The sequence below is a fragment of the Rhizobium viscosum genome, from assembly GCF_014873945.1.
Taxonomy (GTDB): domain Bacteria; phylum Pseudomonadota; class Alphaproteobacteria; order Rhizobiales; family Rhizobiaceae; genus Rhizobium; species Rhizobium viscosum.
Window position 1 is genome coordinate 3175237 of record NZ_JADBEC010000001.1, and the last position, 14084, is coordinate 3189320.

Consider the following 14084-nt stretch of genomic DNA (forward strand, 5'->3'; position numbering starts at 1 on the left):
GTCTATACGCGCCGCATAAGCCGGGCGACGATGGATACGACGAACAGCACCAGGAAGATGAAGAACAGGACCTGGGCGATCGAAGCGGATGCGCCGGCAATGCCGCCAAATCCAAGGACGCCTGCAATCAGGGCTACGACGAGAAATACCAGAGCATAATACAGCATCGCGATCTCCTTTGTCGGTTGCTGGCAATATAACGGAAGCGTGAGCCGTTCGTTCCATTGTCGCTGCGACAATTGAATTGTGTGCTGATTTAAATCTGCTCAGCCGAATTGCAGATCGGTATTGAAGGACCGGTCTCCATCGCGCGGCATGGGCGGTTCTGCTGCTGCCAGATAGGATCTCGCCGGGCCGGTCAGCACGAACCAGAGGCTGGCGCCGATCATGAAATAGGCCGCGGTCGGATCATCCGAGCGTGAGACGAAGGGAAGGCAGATGGCGGTGAAGAGGATGGCGAGCCGCACGGCCCATTCCCCCTCGCGTTTCATGAAGGCTCTGGTCCTGAGCCTCTTGTAGGCGGCGACGTTGTAGCCGCCCACGTGGCGGCTGGATGTAAAGAGCATCCAGGCGGAGGGGAGCGTCAACATGATGAGGCCGCCGTAACATAGAAGCAGCGCCGGCCCCGAGAGGAAATGCCCGGCAGCAAAGAGCAGGATGCCTGTCACTGCAATATTCCAGAGCGGCTCCAGCCGTTCAGGCGACAGGCCTGTGCGAATATGCCAGGCCCGCAGGGAACTGGCCGCACCGTCGAGCAACGGTTGGTCGATGTAGCGATTGATCCAATGCATATCTTACGCGGTCCCCAATTGACTGCCGAGCCGTCAACATCATGCAATTGGGTCGCTATCATGGCGCAAATGGCAAAAGCATGAGCCCGCGGCGTTTTTGCCGATCATGCGTGACGCTTGACGACGCGCAGGTTCATTTCGGACCGCAGTTTGAAGCCGAGCGTCTTGTAGAGCGTGATGGCCGGCGTGTTGGTGTAATAGGCATGCAGGAAGACGGTGTCGCCCCTGGCGGAGATTTCCCCCGCGACGTAGCGGAAGAGCAGGGTGCCGAGGCCGCGTCCCTGAAAATCAGGATGGGTGCAAAGGCCGCTGAGCTCGCCAAATCCCGGGTGGCGCAGGCGCTGTCCAGCCATGGCGACGAGACGGCCGTCGATCTTCACACCCCAGAAGGTTCCGAGTTTTTGGGCGCCTGATGTGAAGGGACCGGGCTTGGTCAGCATCGCCAAGGCCAGCATTTCCTCCGCATCATCAACGGTCAGCGGCTGCAGCCGGCTGTCGAAAATGCGCTCGTAAGGTCGCACGGCGATCATCTGCACCAGCTTTCCTTCGGAGACGACCGTCAGGCCCTGCGGGATGGTGACGGGTCCGGCTTCGACGATCGCCATGACTTCATCTGCAGCCGGCAGATTTTCGAGCGCTTCGAGGCTTTCACGCGTGCCGTCGGCGGCGGCGGCGAAAGGAACGATCGATGGCGGGTAACGCATCGCGTGTTCGTCGCCTTCGGCGAGTTCGGCATGCGTCGTCTGGAGCGCATTCCAGATCGGCCGGTCAAGGATATGGCTCATGGTGTTTTCTCCCGTGCGGCGATGGCACGGCGGATGAGCGATGCCTCGGCGAGCCCATCCTCAATCGCAGCAAGCTGTTCAAGCAGTGGGCCGTCAAGATCTCCGCAGAGATCGGCAACGGCTGCCGCAACGCGCGGCCAGACCTTTTGTTTCGAATAGTCGACGAGTTCTTGGCCCTCTGTCGTCAGCGAGACGACCCTGCGTCGCTGGTCTTCCGATGAGGGCTGCATATCGAGAAAGCCGGCTTCGATGAGTTGGGAAACCGTGCGTGTGGCGCCAGGTTGGGTGATACCCACTGCCTGCGCCAACTCCCCTATTGTCAATGGGCCGAGCCGATCGATAGCGCCTATGAATGGATATTGCGCAGGCTGTATGGAGACGCCCAGTTCTTCGATTACTTCTTGCGTGTCAGCCTGCAAGCGCTCGCCGATACGGCGGAAGCGGCTGCCGAGGCATAGGAAACCCAGGGATTTCACGACATCCTCGACCAAGGCAGGTTCCTCAACTCAATTTATATAACCAGTTATATAAACGCTTATGCAATTGGCGTCAATCATGCCTTCCTATTCGATATGTCCCTCGGGCGAGGACTTGCCTTTCCTTTGAGCCGCCCAAACTCACGGACGGGTATGAAGGTCCAACATGTGGAGACGAAGGCGGATGAGGTTGAACAAGGCGGGCAGGGCTCTGGTACTGGCGACATTCGTTGCCGCTAGCGCTGGAGGTGAAGTGTGTGCAGACGACGGACGTGAACAGGATTTCGCCAATTTCCTCAAACTGGCCTATCCGCTGTTTCTGGCGAAGGCCGGTCTGTGGAGCATCGATCCTGCTAAAATGCAATCGCTGGCAGACGCCGCAGCGAAAGGGCTTGCGGTCGTGGCGCCGCAGAATTGCGACGGCGACGGCTTCAGGCGCAATCTCTGCGGCATGCATCTATGGACAATGCCGGCAACCTCGATGGAACCAAGTATCAAAGAGCAAGAGCTTTTCGTCGCAAGGCCTTATGCCGGCGCTGAACCGAAACGGGGTGACATTCTAGTCTTCAACAATCGCTCTGCGCTGTCCGGAAATGCCGAGCTCTACGTCAAGCGACTGATCGGCCTGCCGGGTGACAAGGTGGAACTGCGCGGTGGTACCATCTTTGTCGATGGCAAGGCCTTTGCGACCTCATCCACTGATCGCACCATGATGGATATTATGGGCAATGAATCGAGAATTCTCGATGAAGTAATGCCGGAGGGGCGGCATTATGCGATCGCAATGAATGATCGACCGGTTAAAGGGCAGGACGATGCCGGTCCCTTCGAGGTCCCGGTCGGCCATTATTTCGTGCTGGGAGACAACAGGCACAATTCCGTCGACAGCCGCTTTCCGGACCAGTTGGGCGAAAACGGCTTCGTTCCGGCGAAGGATATTTCGGGTCAGGCTGTATTGATCCTTGTCTCTCCCGATGCGGAACGGATTGGGACGACCTTCGAATAGGTGGGTTCACCTGTCAAAACCTTTGACATTTTGGGTCTGCTTGCCCATATCACCCGCATTGACCGCCTGCGCGATTCACGCGTGGGCGGTTTTGCGTTTCAATGGCTTAACTGCTGCAATTCATTCGCATCCGCAGGGGGACGATATGAACGACGAGGGCAATCTTACGGTTCGGAAACTGGCGTTCTGGGGCATTCCCCTGTCGCTCGGCGTTCTAGGGCTGAAGATGGTCGCCTGGTGGGTGACGGGCTCCGTGGCGCTGCTCTCGGACGGGCTGGAATCCTTCGTCAATGTGGTGGCGGCCTTCATCGCCTTTTTCGTAATCCGCTACGCGCAGAAGCCTGCCGACCACGATCATCCCTTCGGCCACCACAAGGCGGAATATCTGTCCGCCGTCACCGAAGGGGTGATGATCGTCGTCGCCGCGCTGCTGATCGTGCAGGAGGCCGTGAACCATCTCGCAGATCCGCGTATGCTCGAGGCACCGGTGCTCGGTCTTTCGATCAATTTTGCCGCTGGTGTCATCAATGCCGTCTGGGCGCGGCTTTTGATCCGCACGGGCCGCAAGCATCGCTCAGCGGCACTGGCGGCGGACGGGCAGCACATCATGTCGGATGTGGTCACTTCCGTCGGCGTTCTCGCCGGCCTGCTTCTGGCACTTGCGACCGGCTATGCGATCTTCGACCCCATTCTCGCCATTCTCGTCGCGCTCAACATCCTCTATCAGGGCTGGAAAGTGATCTCGCAGTCGATCGGCGGGTTGATGGACCAGGCGGTCGAACCGCAGGAGGAGGAGGCGATCAAGCAGGCAATCGCCACGCATGCGGCGGGCTCGATCGGCGTGCATGACCTGAAGACGCGGCGCGCCGGGTCGGTGACCTTCGTCGATTTCCATCTCGTCGTGCCCGCCAAGATGACTGTGCGGGAAGCGCATGATATTTGCGATCGCCTTGAAGATGCCATTCGGGCCGTGCATTCGGGCTCGACAATTGCCATTCACGTGGAGCCGGAGGGCGAGAAGGCCCATGGCATCCGCGTCAAAGTGATCAAGGAGGCGTAATGCCGAAGACAGACGTTTCCAGCCTTTCAATGCTGGGCCAGCAGACGGAAACCGCCAAGAACCCGGAAGAGGCGGTTCTGGAAAAAGTGCCGTCCAATCATGCCGGAACCGACTATGTCGTGCGCTTCACCGCGCCGGAATTCACGTCGCTCTGCCCAATGACCGGACAGCCGGATTTCGCTCATATCGTTATCGACTACATTCCCAATGAATTTCTGGTGGAATCGAAGTCGCTGAAGCTCTTCCTGCATTCCTTCCGCAATCACGGCGCCTTCCATGAGGATTGCTCGATCTATATCGCCAAGCGCATCGTCGAGCTTCTGGATCCAAAGTGGCTGCGCATTGGTGCCTACTGGTATCCGCGCGGCGGCATTCCTATCGACGTCTTCTGGCAGACCGGCAAGCCGCCGGAAGGTGTATGGCTGCCGGATCAGGGCGTTGCGACCTATCGTGGGCGTGGGTGAGCCGTGGTCGGGCGCGGCCCGAGCAATCGATTCAGTGAATCGATTGCAGCGACAAACCCCCTGAGCCTAAGCGAAGGGCCGGGATACGGTGCGGTAATTACAACCTAATTGCCGCCCATCTTTGGCCACCAAATTTCAAACATCCGTCGTGTCATCGCCGGAATCGTCGGCATAGTCGTCATCGTTGTCGGTGTAATCGGCCTGCTGGATATTGTCGTTATCGTCGGCCTGGCGATTATCGTCGTTGCCGTAGTAGTTGTTGATAACGGTTTCCTCGGTGGGCGCACTGGCGTTGCCGAAGGGATTGGCGCCGCCAAAGGGCGAGCCCCAGCCGAGCGACGACATGTGGTTGCCGAAAATGCCACTGAGCGAATTGGCAAGCAGCATGCCGCCGGCCACGCCGGCCGCTGTACCGAGAGCACCGCGCAGGAAGCTGCCGCCGGCGGACGGTGCATAGGCCTGCTGGCTCCAGGGGCCAGTCGGCTGCTGCGGCATCTGGCGGCTATTGTCGTAGCCACGCTGCGGCTGTTCGTAGCTGTCCCTCGGCGCGCCACCCCAGGGACCGGGAGCGGGGGCCGGCTGCTGAGTCTGGGTGCTGCCGAAGATCGAACTCAGGAAACCGCCCTGTTCAGCCTGGCGGTGATCACCGGCGCCGGCTTCGAGCTGGCGGACGCGCTCTTCGAGCTCCTTGATGTGGTTGGCGGCGGCTTCCAGGCCCTTTTCCTGCACGATGACGGCCTGCGCCAGATAATAGGTGGCGGAGGGTTGCGCACGGGTTGCTTCCGATATCAGCGTCTCGGCTTCCGGATCGCGCGGCGTGGCGGAGGCGGTACGCACGCGATCGAAAAGGGCGGTCAGCAATTGGCGTTCTTCCGGTGACATATTCTGTCTCCTCTAAAGTTCTGCGGCTTAAGGTTCGGCGAGAAGCCGCTAAGGCTGAGTTAGGAAGCGATTAGGGCATTTCAAAGCCTTGGCAACTTACATTTCAGTAAGCTCAGGCCTCCTTTAGCCAGACGCGCAGCGGCCCGAGAAGTTCGAAGCCCGCGCGCAGCGCTTCGTCCAAATTGTCGCCGCGTTCGTAGCCGACAAGCGGTTCTCGCGGATAGAGTTCGACCGCCTGCGCAATCAGCCCGCGGCGGACGGTTTCACGGTGCCGGCCCTCGGCAAACAGGTTCGAATGGCCGACGACGCCGGCGTGGTGATTGAGGATGCCGCCGCCGATCGGCTTGCCGTGTTCGAAGCCGAGCAGAAAGGCAATTTCGGGATCGTTCAGCAGTGGTTCGGTAAAGATCTTCTGGGTTACCGGACCGTTCGCTTTGCTCCATTCCGCCTCCCATTGCGCAAGATCGGCAGCGCTTTCCATGCGCCGCCAAGTGGTCGGAGACTGCGCCGAGACCGGCGTGCGCATGCCGATCCATTCGGCTTCGAACAGGAGCTTGAAGCCGAGCGGCGCAAGATCGAGGGCCGCATAGCTGTCCTTGATCGCCCAGTCCCGTTTCTCACTATTGATCAGCGTCGCGATTGTCTCCGTTTGCTCACCTTCTGTCTCCGTCAGCGTTACGGCATCGGGATAGAAGGGCGGTGTGCCTCGGCGGTGAAACCAGAGCGTGGCCGTGAACTCGCCGGGCGAGCCCAGCGCCTTGCAGATGGCATCGCACCAGAATGCATTGTTGCTGATGGCGGCACGCAGGAAGGAGGAGGCCATTTTATGTTTCTCCCGGGCTTTTCAGAGAATGCGACGATATCGTCCGTTTGTCATAAGAATATCTTCACCGCTTCCTGCTTCCTCTTTTTCCCGCATTGTTTTACGCATTGAGTCGCACTATGTGCGAGGAACCGCATTGGACGAGAGAGGTTCGAATGAACGACGAAGAAGAACAGGACGACAAGACGAAGGAACTGCCGCTCGGCAAGGAAACGGAGGCGAACCTTTTCAAGTCGCGTTCGATCTTCATCTACGGGCCGATCACGCAGGAACTGGCGCAGAAGGTCTGCACCCAGCTCGTCGCACTCGCTGCCGCCAATGACGAAGACATTCGTATCTACGTGAATTCGCCCGGCGGCCACGTTGAATCCGGCGATTCCATCCATGACATGATCAAGTTCATCAAGCCGAAGGTCTGGATGATCGGTACAGGCTGGGTCGCCTCGGCTGGCGCGCTCATCTATGCCGCGGCTCCGAAGGAGCGCCGCATCTGCCTGCCGAACACCCGCTTCCTGCTGCACCAGCCGTCCGGCGGCACGCGCGGCATGGCTTCGGATATCGAGATTCAGGCACGCGAAATCATCAAGATGAACGAGCGCCTTATCAAGATCTTCTCGAACGCCACCGGTCAGGCGGAAGAAAAGATCGCCAAGGATATCGACCGCGATTACTGGCTCTCCGCCGAAGACGCCGTTGCCTATGGTCTTGTCGCTCGCATCGTGACCTCGCAGAGCGAAATCTGATCTTTCGCTGATACTGCCTTGAATTGACGCCCCGTCTGCCAGCCGCAGGCGGGGCGTTTCCATGTCCGTCGACATAGCGACATGTAATCTCGGGGATTGCCGCTCAGACGAACATTTCCGGCGACAATCCGGCTTGCGTGCAATTCTCTTATGCTGCTCCATGCGCAATCTTCGCAGCCGGAGTCGCGTCATGCTCAAAGATTTCTCCGTACAGAGCCTGTTCATGGGGCTTCTGACAGCCTTCGTCGGGTTTACCAGTTCCTTTGCCGTCGTGTTGCACGGGCTTCAGGCGGTGGGCGCGACGGATGCGCAGGCGGCTTCGGGGCTGATGGCGTTGTCGATCTCGATGGGGCTTTGCGCCGTCATGCTCAGCGCCGTCACGCGTCTGCCGGTCAGTATCGCCTGGTCGACCCCTGGGGCTGCGCTTCTTGCAAGCATCGGAACGATTGACGGGGGCTTCAATGCAGCGGTCGGCGCCTTCGTTCTTTGCGGCGTACTGATCGTCGTTGCCGGGCTGTTCAAGCCGCTCGGACGGGCGGTTGCCGCCATTCCTGCGCCGCTTGCCAATGCAATGCTGTCGGGCGTGCTGCTCGGCCTGTGTTTTGCGCCTGTCAAGGCCGTTGCTTTCAATCCGCTGCTCGGTCTGCCAATCATTCTGACCTGGATCGTGGTCGGCGCCTTCAAGCGCCTTTGGGCGGTACCGGCGGCGCTCGTGGCTTTCGCGCTGGTGCTGGCCTTCGGCGTCGATATTCCCGTGGGCGCTCTGTCGTCGCTCAAGCAGTCGCTGGTGCCTGTCATCGATATCGTTCACCCGGTCTTCAACCTGGCAGGCTTCGTGTCCATCGCCCTGCCGCTCTTCGTCGTAACCATGGCGTCGCAGAATATTCCGGGGATCGCGGTGCTGAAGGTCAATCACTATGATCCGATGCCGGGGCCGCTCTTTGCCGTTACCGGCGTCTTCTCGCTTCTGGCGGCGCCTTTTGGCGGCCATGCGGTCAACCTGGCGGCGATCACCGCAGCGATGTGCGCCGGGCAGGACGCGCATGCCGATCCTTCACGGCGGTATTGGGCGGCACTGATCTCGGGCGTCGGCTATGTCATTTTCGGCCTGCTTGCGGGAGCAGTGACCGCCTTTGTCGCGCTGGCGCCACCGATCCTGATCGAGGCGGTGGCCGGTTTGGCCCTTGTCGGCGCCTTCTCCAGTTCAGCCATGGCGGCTTTTCAGGCACAGGAATCGCGTGAGGCGGCGGCTATCACCTTTCTTGTCACGGCTTCCGGCGTTTCCTTCGGTGGCATATCCGGTGCCTTCTGGGGGCTGATCGCGGGCGGGCTGATGCTGGCGCTGTCCCGCATCGTGCAGGCGCGGAAAAAATAGGCGAGGGGTTGCCGGAATTTGCGGCGAAGGCTATAAGCGCGGTCATGAAGAGCACAAGCGCACGGATTTCCGACACGATTGCACGCGGCCGCACGGCCCTGCGTGACAATACGCGCGCCCTGACCTCGCTTCTTCTCCTCGGCCTTACGCGCGGTTGCCGGGTCCTTTGAGGAGCGCCCGGCGGCCGAAAGCCCGCCCGGCCATCGCTCCTCGCGACTCACTTTCAAAATTGACCAAACGACCGAGTAAAGGTCCGCATTTGCAGTCGCCAAGCCTGATATGATCGGCTAAGACGCGGGGCAAATGCCGGGACGAGGAGACAAGACAATGGACACGAACACCAGCCGATCCTCCGCAAGCGCTGCTTCCGCCAAGGGCATGCCCGACGCTGCCGTGAAGTACCGGCCTTATCCGCAAGTAAACATTCCCGACCGCACCTGGCCGACCAAGACCATTACCAAGGCACCGATCTGGTGCTCCGTCGACCTGCGAGACGGCAACCAGGCGCTTGTCGATCCGATGGGGCATGACCGCAAGGCGCGCATGTTCCATCTGCTGCTGGAAATGGGGTTCAAGGAAATCGAGATTGGTTTCCCCTCCGCTTCGCAGACCGATTTCGATTTTGCCCGCTGGTGCATCGAAGAAGGGAATGTGCCCGACGATGTGTCGCTGCAGGTGCTGGTTCAGTGCCGCCCCGAACTGATTACGCGCACCTTCGAGGCGCTGGAAGGCGCTAACCGGCCGATCGTACACTTCTATAATTCTACCAGTGAGTTGCAACGCCGCGTGGTGTTCGCAAAGGATGTGCAGGGCATCAAGCAGATCGCCGTCGATGCCGCCAAGATGATCACAGACATGGCTGCCAAGGCTGGTGGTGGCTATCGTTTCGAATATTCGCCTGAGAGCTTCACCGGCACCGAGCTGGATGTGGCGCTGGAAATCTGCAACGCCGTCATCGAGGTGATGAAGCCGACGCCTGACAACAAGCTCATCATCAACCTGCCGTCGACTGTCGAAATGGCGACGCCGAACGTCTATGCCGACCAGATCGAATGGATGTGCCGCAATCTCGACAACCGCGAAAACCTGATCATCTCGCTGCATCCACATAACGACCGCGGCACCGGCATTGCTGCGGCCGAGTTGGCGCTGCTGGCTGGCGCCGACCGCGTCGAGGGCACGCTCTTCGGCAATGGCGAGCGCACCGGCAATGTCGATGTCGTCACCATGGCGCTCAACATGTTCACGCAGGGTGTCGATCCGCAGATCGATTGCTCCAATATCGAGCGCATCAAGGAAGTGTTCGAATATTCGAACCAGATGGCGATCACCGAACGTCACCCCTATGTCGGCGAACTGGTTTACACGGCCTTCTCCGGCTCGCATCAGGATGCGATCAACAAGGGCATGAAGGCGGCGCAGGTTGCCAACCATCCGGTCTGGGAAGTGCCTTACCTGCCGATCGATCCGCGTGATGTCGGGCGCTCCTACGAAGCGATCATCCGCATCAATTCGCAGTCGGGTAAAGGCGGCATCGCCTATATCCTGCAGCAGGATTACGGTCTGAACCTGCCGCGCAACCTGCAGGTCGAATTCCGCGAAGACATCCAGCGCATTACCGATGAAGAGGGTAAGGAGCTTCCGTCGAAGCGTATCCACGACCGCTTCATCGAGCGCTACGTGACCCAGCCTGATGCCCGTCTCAGGTTCATCGATCATCACACCTACCCCGACACCGAGCGCAAGGGACAGAGGGTCGTGGCGGCCGAAATCACCGACAATGGCGAGATCAAGCGCATCGAAGGCCGTGGCAACGGCCCGATCGACGGCTTCATCAATGCGCTGTCGCATTATCTCGGTATCGAGATGTCGGTCGAGGATTATTCGGAGCATTCGCTGCAGCATGGCTCGAACGCCGCTGCCATCTCCTATGTCGAGACGTCCTATCCGGGTGGCAAGCTCTTTGGTGCCGGCATCAACACCAATATCGTGGCGGCATCGCTCGAAGCGATCGTGTCGGCTGCCAACCGCGTGCTCGATGTGAAGGCCGGCAAGGCCTAAGCATTCTGATCAGGCCGCGATCACCTCAGGATGACGCGGCCTGACGATGCAATCGGCGAGCTCATCGAGCTCGCCCTGCGCTTCCGCATGGTTCTGTCCCCATTGGCAGAGGGCAAGGAGAATGGGCTCCAGCCCGAGGCCGAGCTTGGTCGCCGTATATTCCACCCGCGCTGGCACCTCGGCAAAGACTTCCCGGCGTACAAGGCCGTGTTCCTCCATCTCCCGCAGCTGGTGGATCAGCACCTTCTGGGTGATCTCGGGCATCATGCGCTTGAGCTCTGAAAGCCGTTTCGGCCCTGAGAAGACATGATAGAGGATGACGGGTTTCCATCGCCCGGAAATGACCTTCAAAGCCCGTTCCACAGGCAGTTTCGGCAATCTTTTCATTGGCTCGGCCATGGTCACCTCCTGGTGTGTACGGCACTGATATGTGTGTATTTTGAACCGTAAATCGAGTGCTACAGGCTGCCTCATGCCATCAAAGCGCGAGGTCTGCCATGAAAGCCGTTCAATTCACCCGCTTCGGCCCGCCCGAGGTTCTCGAAACTGTCGAATTGCCGATCCCGAAGCCCAGAGGCGGCGAGGTGCTGGTGCGTGTCCATGCTGCCGGCGTCAATTTCTTCGAGGTTCTGATGCGGGCGGATCGATATGCCGTCACGCCGCTGCTGCCTGTCTTTCCCGGTGTGGAAGTGGCAGGCATCGTCGAAGACATTGGGGCGGATGCCGATCCGTCGATGCTTGGCGCGCGTGTCGCTGTGCCGCTCTTTGCAATCGGACGTGGCTTCGGCGGTTATGCCGAATATGTGGCTGTGGATGCTGGAGTGGTGGTGCGTTTGCCGGACAGTCTTTCCTTTGCAGATGCGGCGGCGTTGATGGTGCAGGGGCTGACGGCTCTGCACATGGCGCGTCGTAGCCCGCCGAAGGGAAAGGTGGTGCTCGTCAACGCCGCCGGCGGCGGAGTCGGGTCTCTGTTGCTGCAGCTTACCAGGCTCGAAGGAGCGATCATGGTTATTGCCGCAGCAGGCAGCGAGGCCAAGAGGAAGATCGCACTTTCGCTCGGCGCTGATCTGGCCGTCGATTACACTGCTAAAGATTGGGCTGATCCCGTCAAGGCAGCGACCGGAGGGCAGGGCGCTGATGTCATCTACGAGACGGTCGGCGGCGATATCGCGAGGGCGTCTCTGGCTGCACTTGCTCCCGCTGGAGAAATGCTGCTGGCAGCCATGGGGCGGTTCTCGCTGGAGCTTTCCGAAATCCGCTCCATGCTGGATGCAAACCAGTCATTAAAGGGCTTTTCGCTCTTGCCGTTGATTGCCTCCAACAAATGGAAGGGCGATCTCGCTCTCCTCTTCGATCTTGCCGCAACCGAAGCGCTGAAGGTCGTGCACGGCGGCCGTTTTTCGCTTGATGAAGCGGCTGAGGCGCATCGTATGCTCGAAGAGCGCCGGGTCAGCGGAAAGATCGTGCTGGTACCTTGACCGTCAGATGGCGGCGGCGATTTCCATGGCGAGCTGGCCGAGCGTGGCTTCAGCGGAGGGGCCTGCCAATACGTAGGAAGTGCCCGCATTGTGCCAGGTCACAAGGCCGATCTCGTCGCGGATCGTTTCCTTGAAATCTTCCGTTTCTGGCGGCTGCGCATCCTTGCGGAAGCAGATCGAGATGATATCGCCATCGGTGTTGGAATAGACGAGCTGGCCGACAGGGCGGTTGTCTCCAAGGATCACGCGCGCGCCCTGAAAGGTCCAGGATTCGGCCGATAGATCCGGCACGCGGAACGGCACGCCGATTGCAGTCGTCAGCCAGGAGGAAATTTCCTCGGACTGCGAGGCCGGCACCTCGACGAGGTGACGCGGCTGGCGAACGAGAAGCCGCTGAAAGGCGGTGACGTCGCCCAGCCAGTCATTGGTGTTGATCTGAGCGGCTGCGACCGGAGTGGCGTCATCCGTATCAGGCGTATTGCCGATGAAATAGCCGATGCCACCGCCGACGACGAAGAGAATGAGGGCTGCGGCAAGTGCCTGGCGGCCGTTCGGCGCGAGCTTCAGCTGCGGGCGCGTGTTGCGCTGGGCGATCGGCGTCTTCGGTGGCTGCGTGCTCTTGATCGAGCGAACAAGCGCCAGCGGGACAGGTTCCTTCAGCATGTCGTCCAGCTTGCGACGGCCGAAATCGACGCCGTGGCGGAGCTTGTCGTAGATTTTGCGGGCGTTTTCATCTGTTGCCAGCCTGCTTTCCAGCTCCAGCTTCTGTTCCGGTGTGGTTTCGCCGTCGAGGAGGGCGGCGAGCTGGGCTTCAAGCGGCTGTTTTTTGAAATCGAGCAAATCAGTCAGTACCTATGAACGGGCGGATTGTGACCGGACAATGCGGCGAAATGGAGTCGTGCGGTCGCAAGCTGGCCGGCAATGCTGCCGATTGCAATGCCCATGATTTCGGCTGCCTGCTGATAGCTGTGGCCTTCCACGTCGATCAGCACGAAAATGCTGGCCACGCCCTCCGGCATTTCCGCGAGCATGCGGTGCAGGGCGTCAGTATCGACGGCGGCTGTACGGTCGCGAATGGCATCGCGGATATCGGTTACATTGCCCCGTGCGACCGGACGCGGTTTGCGCTTGCGGCTGTCATCGGCCCATTGCTGGCGGGCAAGTGTATAGATCCAGCTTTCCAGCCGGCCTTCGCCATTCCACTGATGCCCTTTGGAAATTGCGCGCAGACAGACCGCCTGGACCAGCTCATCGGCCGCAGCCGTCTCTCCCGCGAGCGTGATGGCAAAGCGGCGAAGGCGGGGCAGAAGGCCGACGAGATCACGCCGGATATCGGTGGTGGTGGCGGGTTGGCGCATTGTCTTTCCAAGAAGCATTCACATCGGCCGGCATTCAACTGGCTTTGCATTCGGGCCGGCTTCGCGTACGGGCCTTGCCCGGCGGGCGCGAAGCCATCGTATCTACCCCGGCCATGCAGGCGGCTTTATGAAACAAGTCGCCTGTATTTCGCAAGCGCGGGGGTGAATTCATCCATCCCATCCCAAGAGATTTCCGCACCATACCCCGCGGAGCTTGCCTCAATATGTCCTGTAGCCGTTCAGGCTCTGCAGCAGAGCGCGATAGGCCCAGGTATTTTCGCCGCCGCGATCACGGATCTCGACGAGCTGCACGCGGGCGCCCTGGAGGTCGCCCTGTTCGGCAAGCGCCATACCCATGTAGGAGCGGGCGAGGATGTAATTCTCATCCTGTTGCAGCGCCTTCTTGTAGTAGGACATGCCGAGCTCCATGCGGCCAGCCTTGCGGTTGGCATAGCCGAGATAATTCAGGATGCGCGGATCGTTCTGGTTCTGCGCGAGGTTCAGCACCGTGATAGCGTTCTCGTACTGGCCGGTATAGGCAAATTCCCGGGCAAAGTTGTAGAGGTCGTCATCGTTGAAGCTCTGCTTCTTCGGATCAACGCATTCCTTCTTCTTGGCATCCCACACCTTGCCCTTGGTGCAGGTCTTGGTCGTTTGGGTCTTCTGCGGCGGCGAGGTGTCATCGTTCCCGCCACCGACCGCAAAGGCGGATGTGGCGAGACCGAAAGCAAAGACGGAAACAAGCGAAAGTCTGCACAGGCGATGAAGAGAAGCAGTCATCG

Annotated in this window: 18 protein-coding genes; 8 read left to right on the forward strand and 10 right to left on the reverse strand. The window is 60.0% G+C overall.

What is annotated here, in order from left to right; all coding sequences use genetic code 11:
- Positions 1 to 2 precede the first annotated feature (2 nt).
- The 4 genes from H4W29_RS15525 to H4W29_RS15540 all read right to left on the reverse strand — a co-directional run bounded on the left by H4W29_RS15525 (position 3) and on the right by H4W29_RS15540 (position 2067).
- Positions 3 to 167: a DUF1328 domain-containing protein gene (locus H4W29_RS15525; RefSeq protein ID WP_007824505.1), complete on the reverse strand. Its 165-nt coding sequence runs from the start codon at positions 165 to 167 to the stop codon at positions 3 to 5.
- 99 nt (positions 168 to 266) lie between these two features.
- Positions 267 to 791, reverse strand: a complete 525-nt coding sequence (locus H4W29_RS15530) for a hypothetical protein (protein WP_192729700.1) — start codon at positions 789 to 791, stop codon at positions 267 to 269.
- 104 nt (positions 792 to 895) lie between these two features.
- Positions 896 to 1576 carry a GNAT family N-acetyltransferase gene (locus tag H4W29_RS15535; protein ID WP_192729701.1) on the reverse strand — a complete coding sequence of 227 codons (681 nt, stop codon included), beginning with the start codon at positions 1574 to 1576 and terminating at the stop codon, positions 896 to 898.
- Complete coding sequence (locus tag H4W29_RS15540) at positions 1573 to 2067, reverse strand: MarR family winged helix-turn-helix transcriptional regulator (RefSeq protein WP_192729702.1); 495 nt, start codon at positions 2065 to 2067, stop codon at positions 1573 to 1575. The genes H4W29_RS15535 and H4W29_RS15540 overlap by 4 nt, the downstream gene beginning before the upstream one ends.
- Before the next feature lie 169 nt (positions 2068 to 2236).
- On the opposite strand from H4W29_RS15540, the gene lepB reads away from it, so the two are divergent.
- From lepB to queF, 3 genes are all read left to right on the forward strand, one after another.
- Positions 2237 to 3058, forward strand: coding sequence for a signal peptidase I (gene lepB / locus H4W29_RS15545; RefSeq protein ID WP_192729703.1), 822 nt, complete (start codon positions 2237 to 2239; stop codon positions 3056 to 3058).
- A 145-nt stretch (positions 3059 to 3203) separates the two neighbouring features.
- On the forward strand, positions 3204 to 4118 hold the full coding sequence (gene emfA / locus H4W29_RS15550) for a CDF family cation efflux transporter EmfA (protein WP_192729704.1): 915 nt from the start codon (positions 3204 to 3206) through the stop codon (positions 4116 to 4118).
- The gene (gene queF / locus H4W29_RS15555; protein WP_183741178.1) at positions 4118 to 4582 is read left to right on the forward strand and encodes a preQ(1) synthase; all 465 of its coding nucleotides are present in this window, start codon (positions 4118 to 4120) and stop codon (positions 4580 to 4582) included. The genes emfA and queF overlap by 1 nt, the downstream gene beginning before the upstream one ends.
- 135 nt (positions 4583 to 4717) lie before the next feature.
- On the opposite strand, the gene H4W29_RS15560 is transcribed toward queF, so the two are convergent.
- A complete protein-coding gene (locus H4W29_RS15560; RefSeq protein ID WP_192729705.1) occupies positions 4718 to 5464 on the reverse strand; it encodes a DUF2076 domain-containing protein in 747 nt (248 codons plus the stop codon).
- Positions 5465 to 5576: 112 nt separating this feature from the next.
- The gene (locus tag H4W29_RS15565) at positions 5577 to 6287 is read right to left on the reverse strand and encodes a hypothetical protein (RefSeq protein ID WP_192729706.1); all 711 of its coding nucleotides are present in this window, start codon (positions 6285 to 6287) and stop codon (positions 5577 to 5579) included.
- 155 nt (positions 6288 to 6442) lie between these two features.
- Between H4W29_RS15565 and H4W29_RS15570 the strand changes: the two genes are divergently transcribed.
- The 4 genes from H4W29_RS15570 (at position 6443) to leuA (ending at position 10466) form a co-directional block, all read left to right on the forward strand.
- A complete protein-coding gene (locus H4W29_RS15570; RefSeq protein ID WP_192729707.1) occupies positions 6443 to 7030 on the forward strand; it encodes an ATP-dependent Clp protease proteolytic subunit in 588 nt (195 codons plus the stop codon).
- Positions 7031 to 7190: 160 nt separating this feature from the next.
- A complete protein-coding gene (locus H4W29_RS15575; protein WP_192729708.1) occupies positions 7191 to 8405 on the forward strand; it encodes a benzoate/H(+) symporter BenE family transporter in 1215 nt (404 codons plus the stop codon).
- Between the two features lie 44 nt (positions 8406 to 8449).
- A complete protein-coding gene (locus H4W29_RS34670; protein ID WP_281401335.1) occupies positions 8450 to 8575 on the forward strand; it encodes a hypothetical protein in 126 nt (41 codons plus the stop codon).
- 157 nt (positions 8576 to 8732) lie between these two features.
- Positions 8733 to 10466, forward strand: a complete 1734-nt coding sequence (leuA, locus tag H4W29_RS15580) for a 2-isopropylmalate synthase (protein ID WP_192729709.1) — start codon at positions 8733 to 8735, stop codon at positions 10464 to 10466.
- Between the two features lie 9 nt (positions 10467 to 10475).
- Here the strand turns inward: leuA and H4W29_RS15585 are convergent, their stop codons facing one another.
- Entirely contained in the window at positions 10476 to 10865 is a 390-nt protein-coding gene (locus H4W29_RS15585) for a winged helix-turn-helix transcriptional regulator (protein WP_192729710.1), read from the reverse strand.
- 98 nt (positions 10866 to 10963) lie between these two features.
- On the opposite strand from H4W29_RS15585, the gene H4W29_RS15590 reads away from it, so the two are divergent.
- Positions 10964 to 11944 (forward strand): quinone oxidoreductase family protein, encoded by a 981-nt coding sequence (locus H4W29_RS15590; RefSeq protein ID WP_192729711.1) that lies wholly within the window; start codon positions 10964 to 10966, stop codon positions 11942 to 11944.
- Between the two features lie 3 nt (positions 11945 to 11947).
- Here the strand turns inward: H4W29_RS15590 and H4W29_RS15595 are convergent, their stop codons facing one another.
- The 3 genes from H4W29_RS15595 to H4W29_RS15605 form a co-directional block, all read right to left on the reverse strand.
- Positions 11948 to 12784 (reverse strand): anti-sigma factor family protein, encoded by an 837-nt coding sequence (locus H4W29_RS15595; protein ID WP_192729712.1) that lies wholly within the window; start codon positions 12782 to 12784, stop codon positions 11948 to 11950.
- Positions 12785 to 12789: 5 nt separating this feature from the next.
- Positions 12790 to 13302 carry an RNA polymerase sigma factor gene (locus H4W29_RS15600; protein WP_192729713.1) on the reverse strand — a complete coding sequence of 171 codons (513 nt, stop codon included), beginning with the start codon at positions 13300 to 13302 and terminating at the stop codon, positions 12790 to 12792.
- A gap of 219 nt (positions 13303 to 13521) precedes the next feature.
- The gene (locus tag H4W29_RS15605) at positions 13522 to 14082 is read right to left on the reverse strand and encodes a tetratricopeptide repeat protein (RefSeq protein WP_192729714.1); all 561 of its coding nucleotides are present in this window, start codon (positions 14080 to 14082) and stop codon (positions 13522 to 13524) included.
- Positions 14083 to 14084 lie beyond the last annotated feature (2 nt).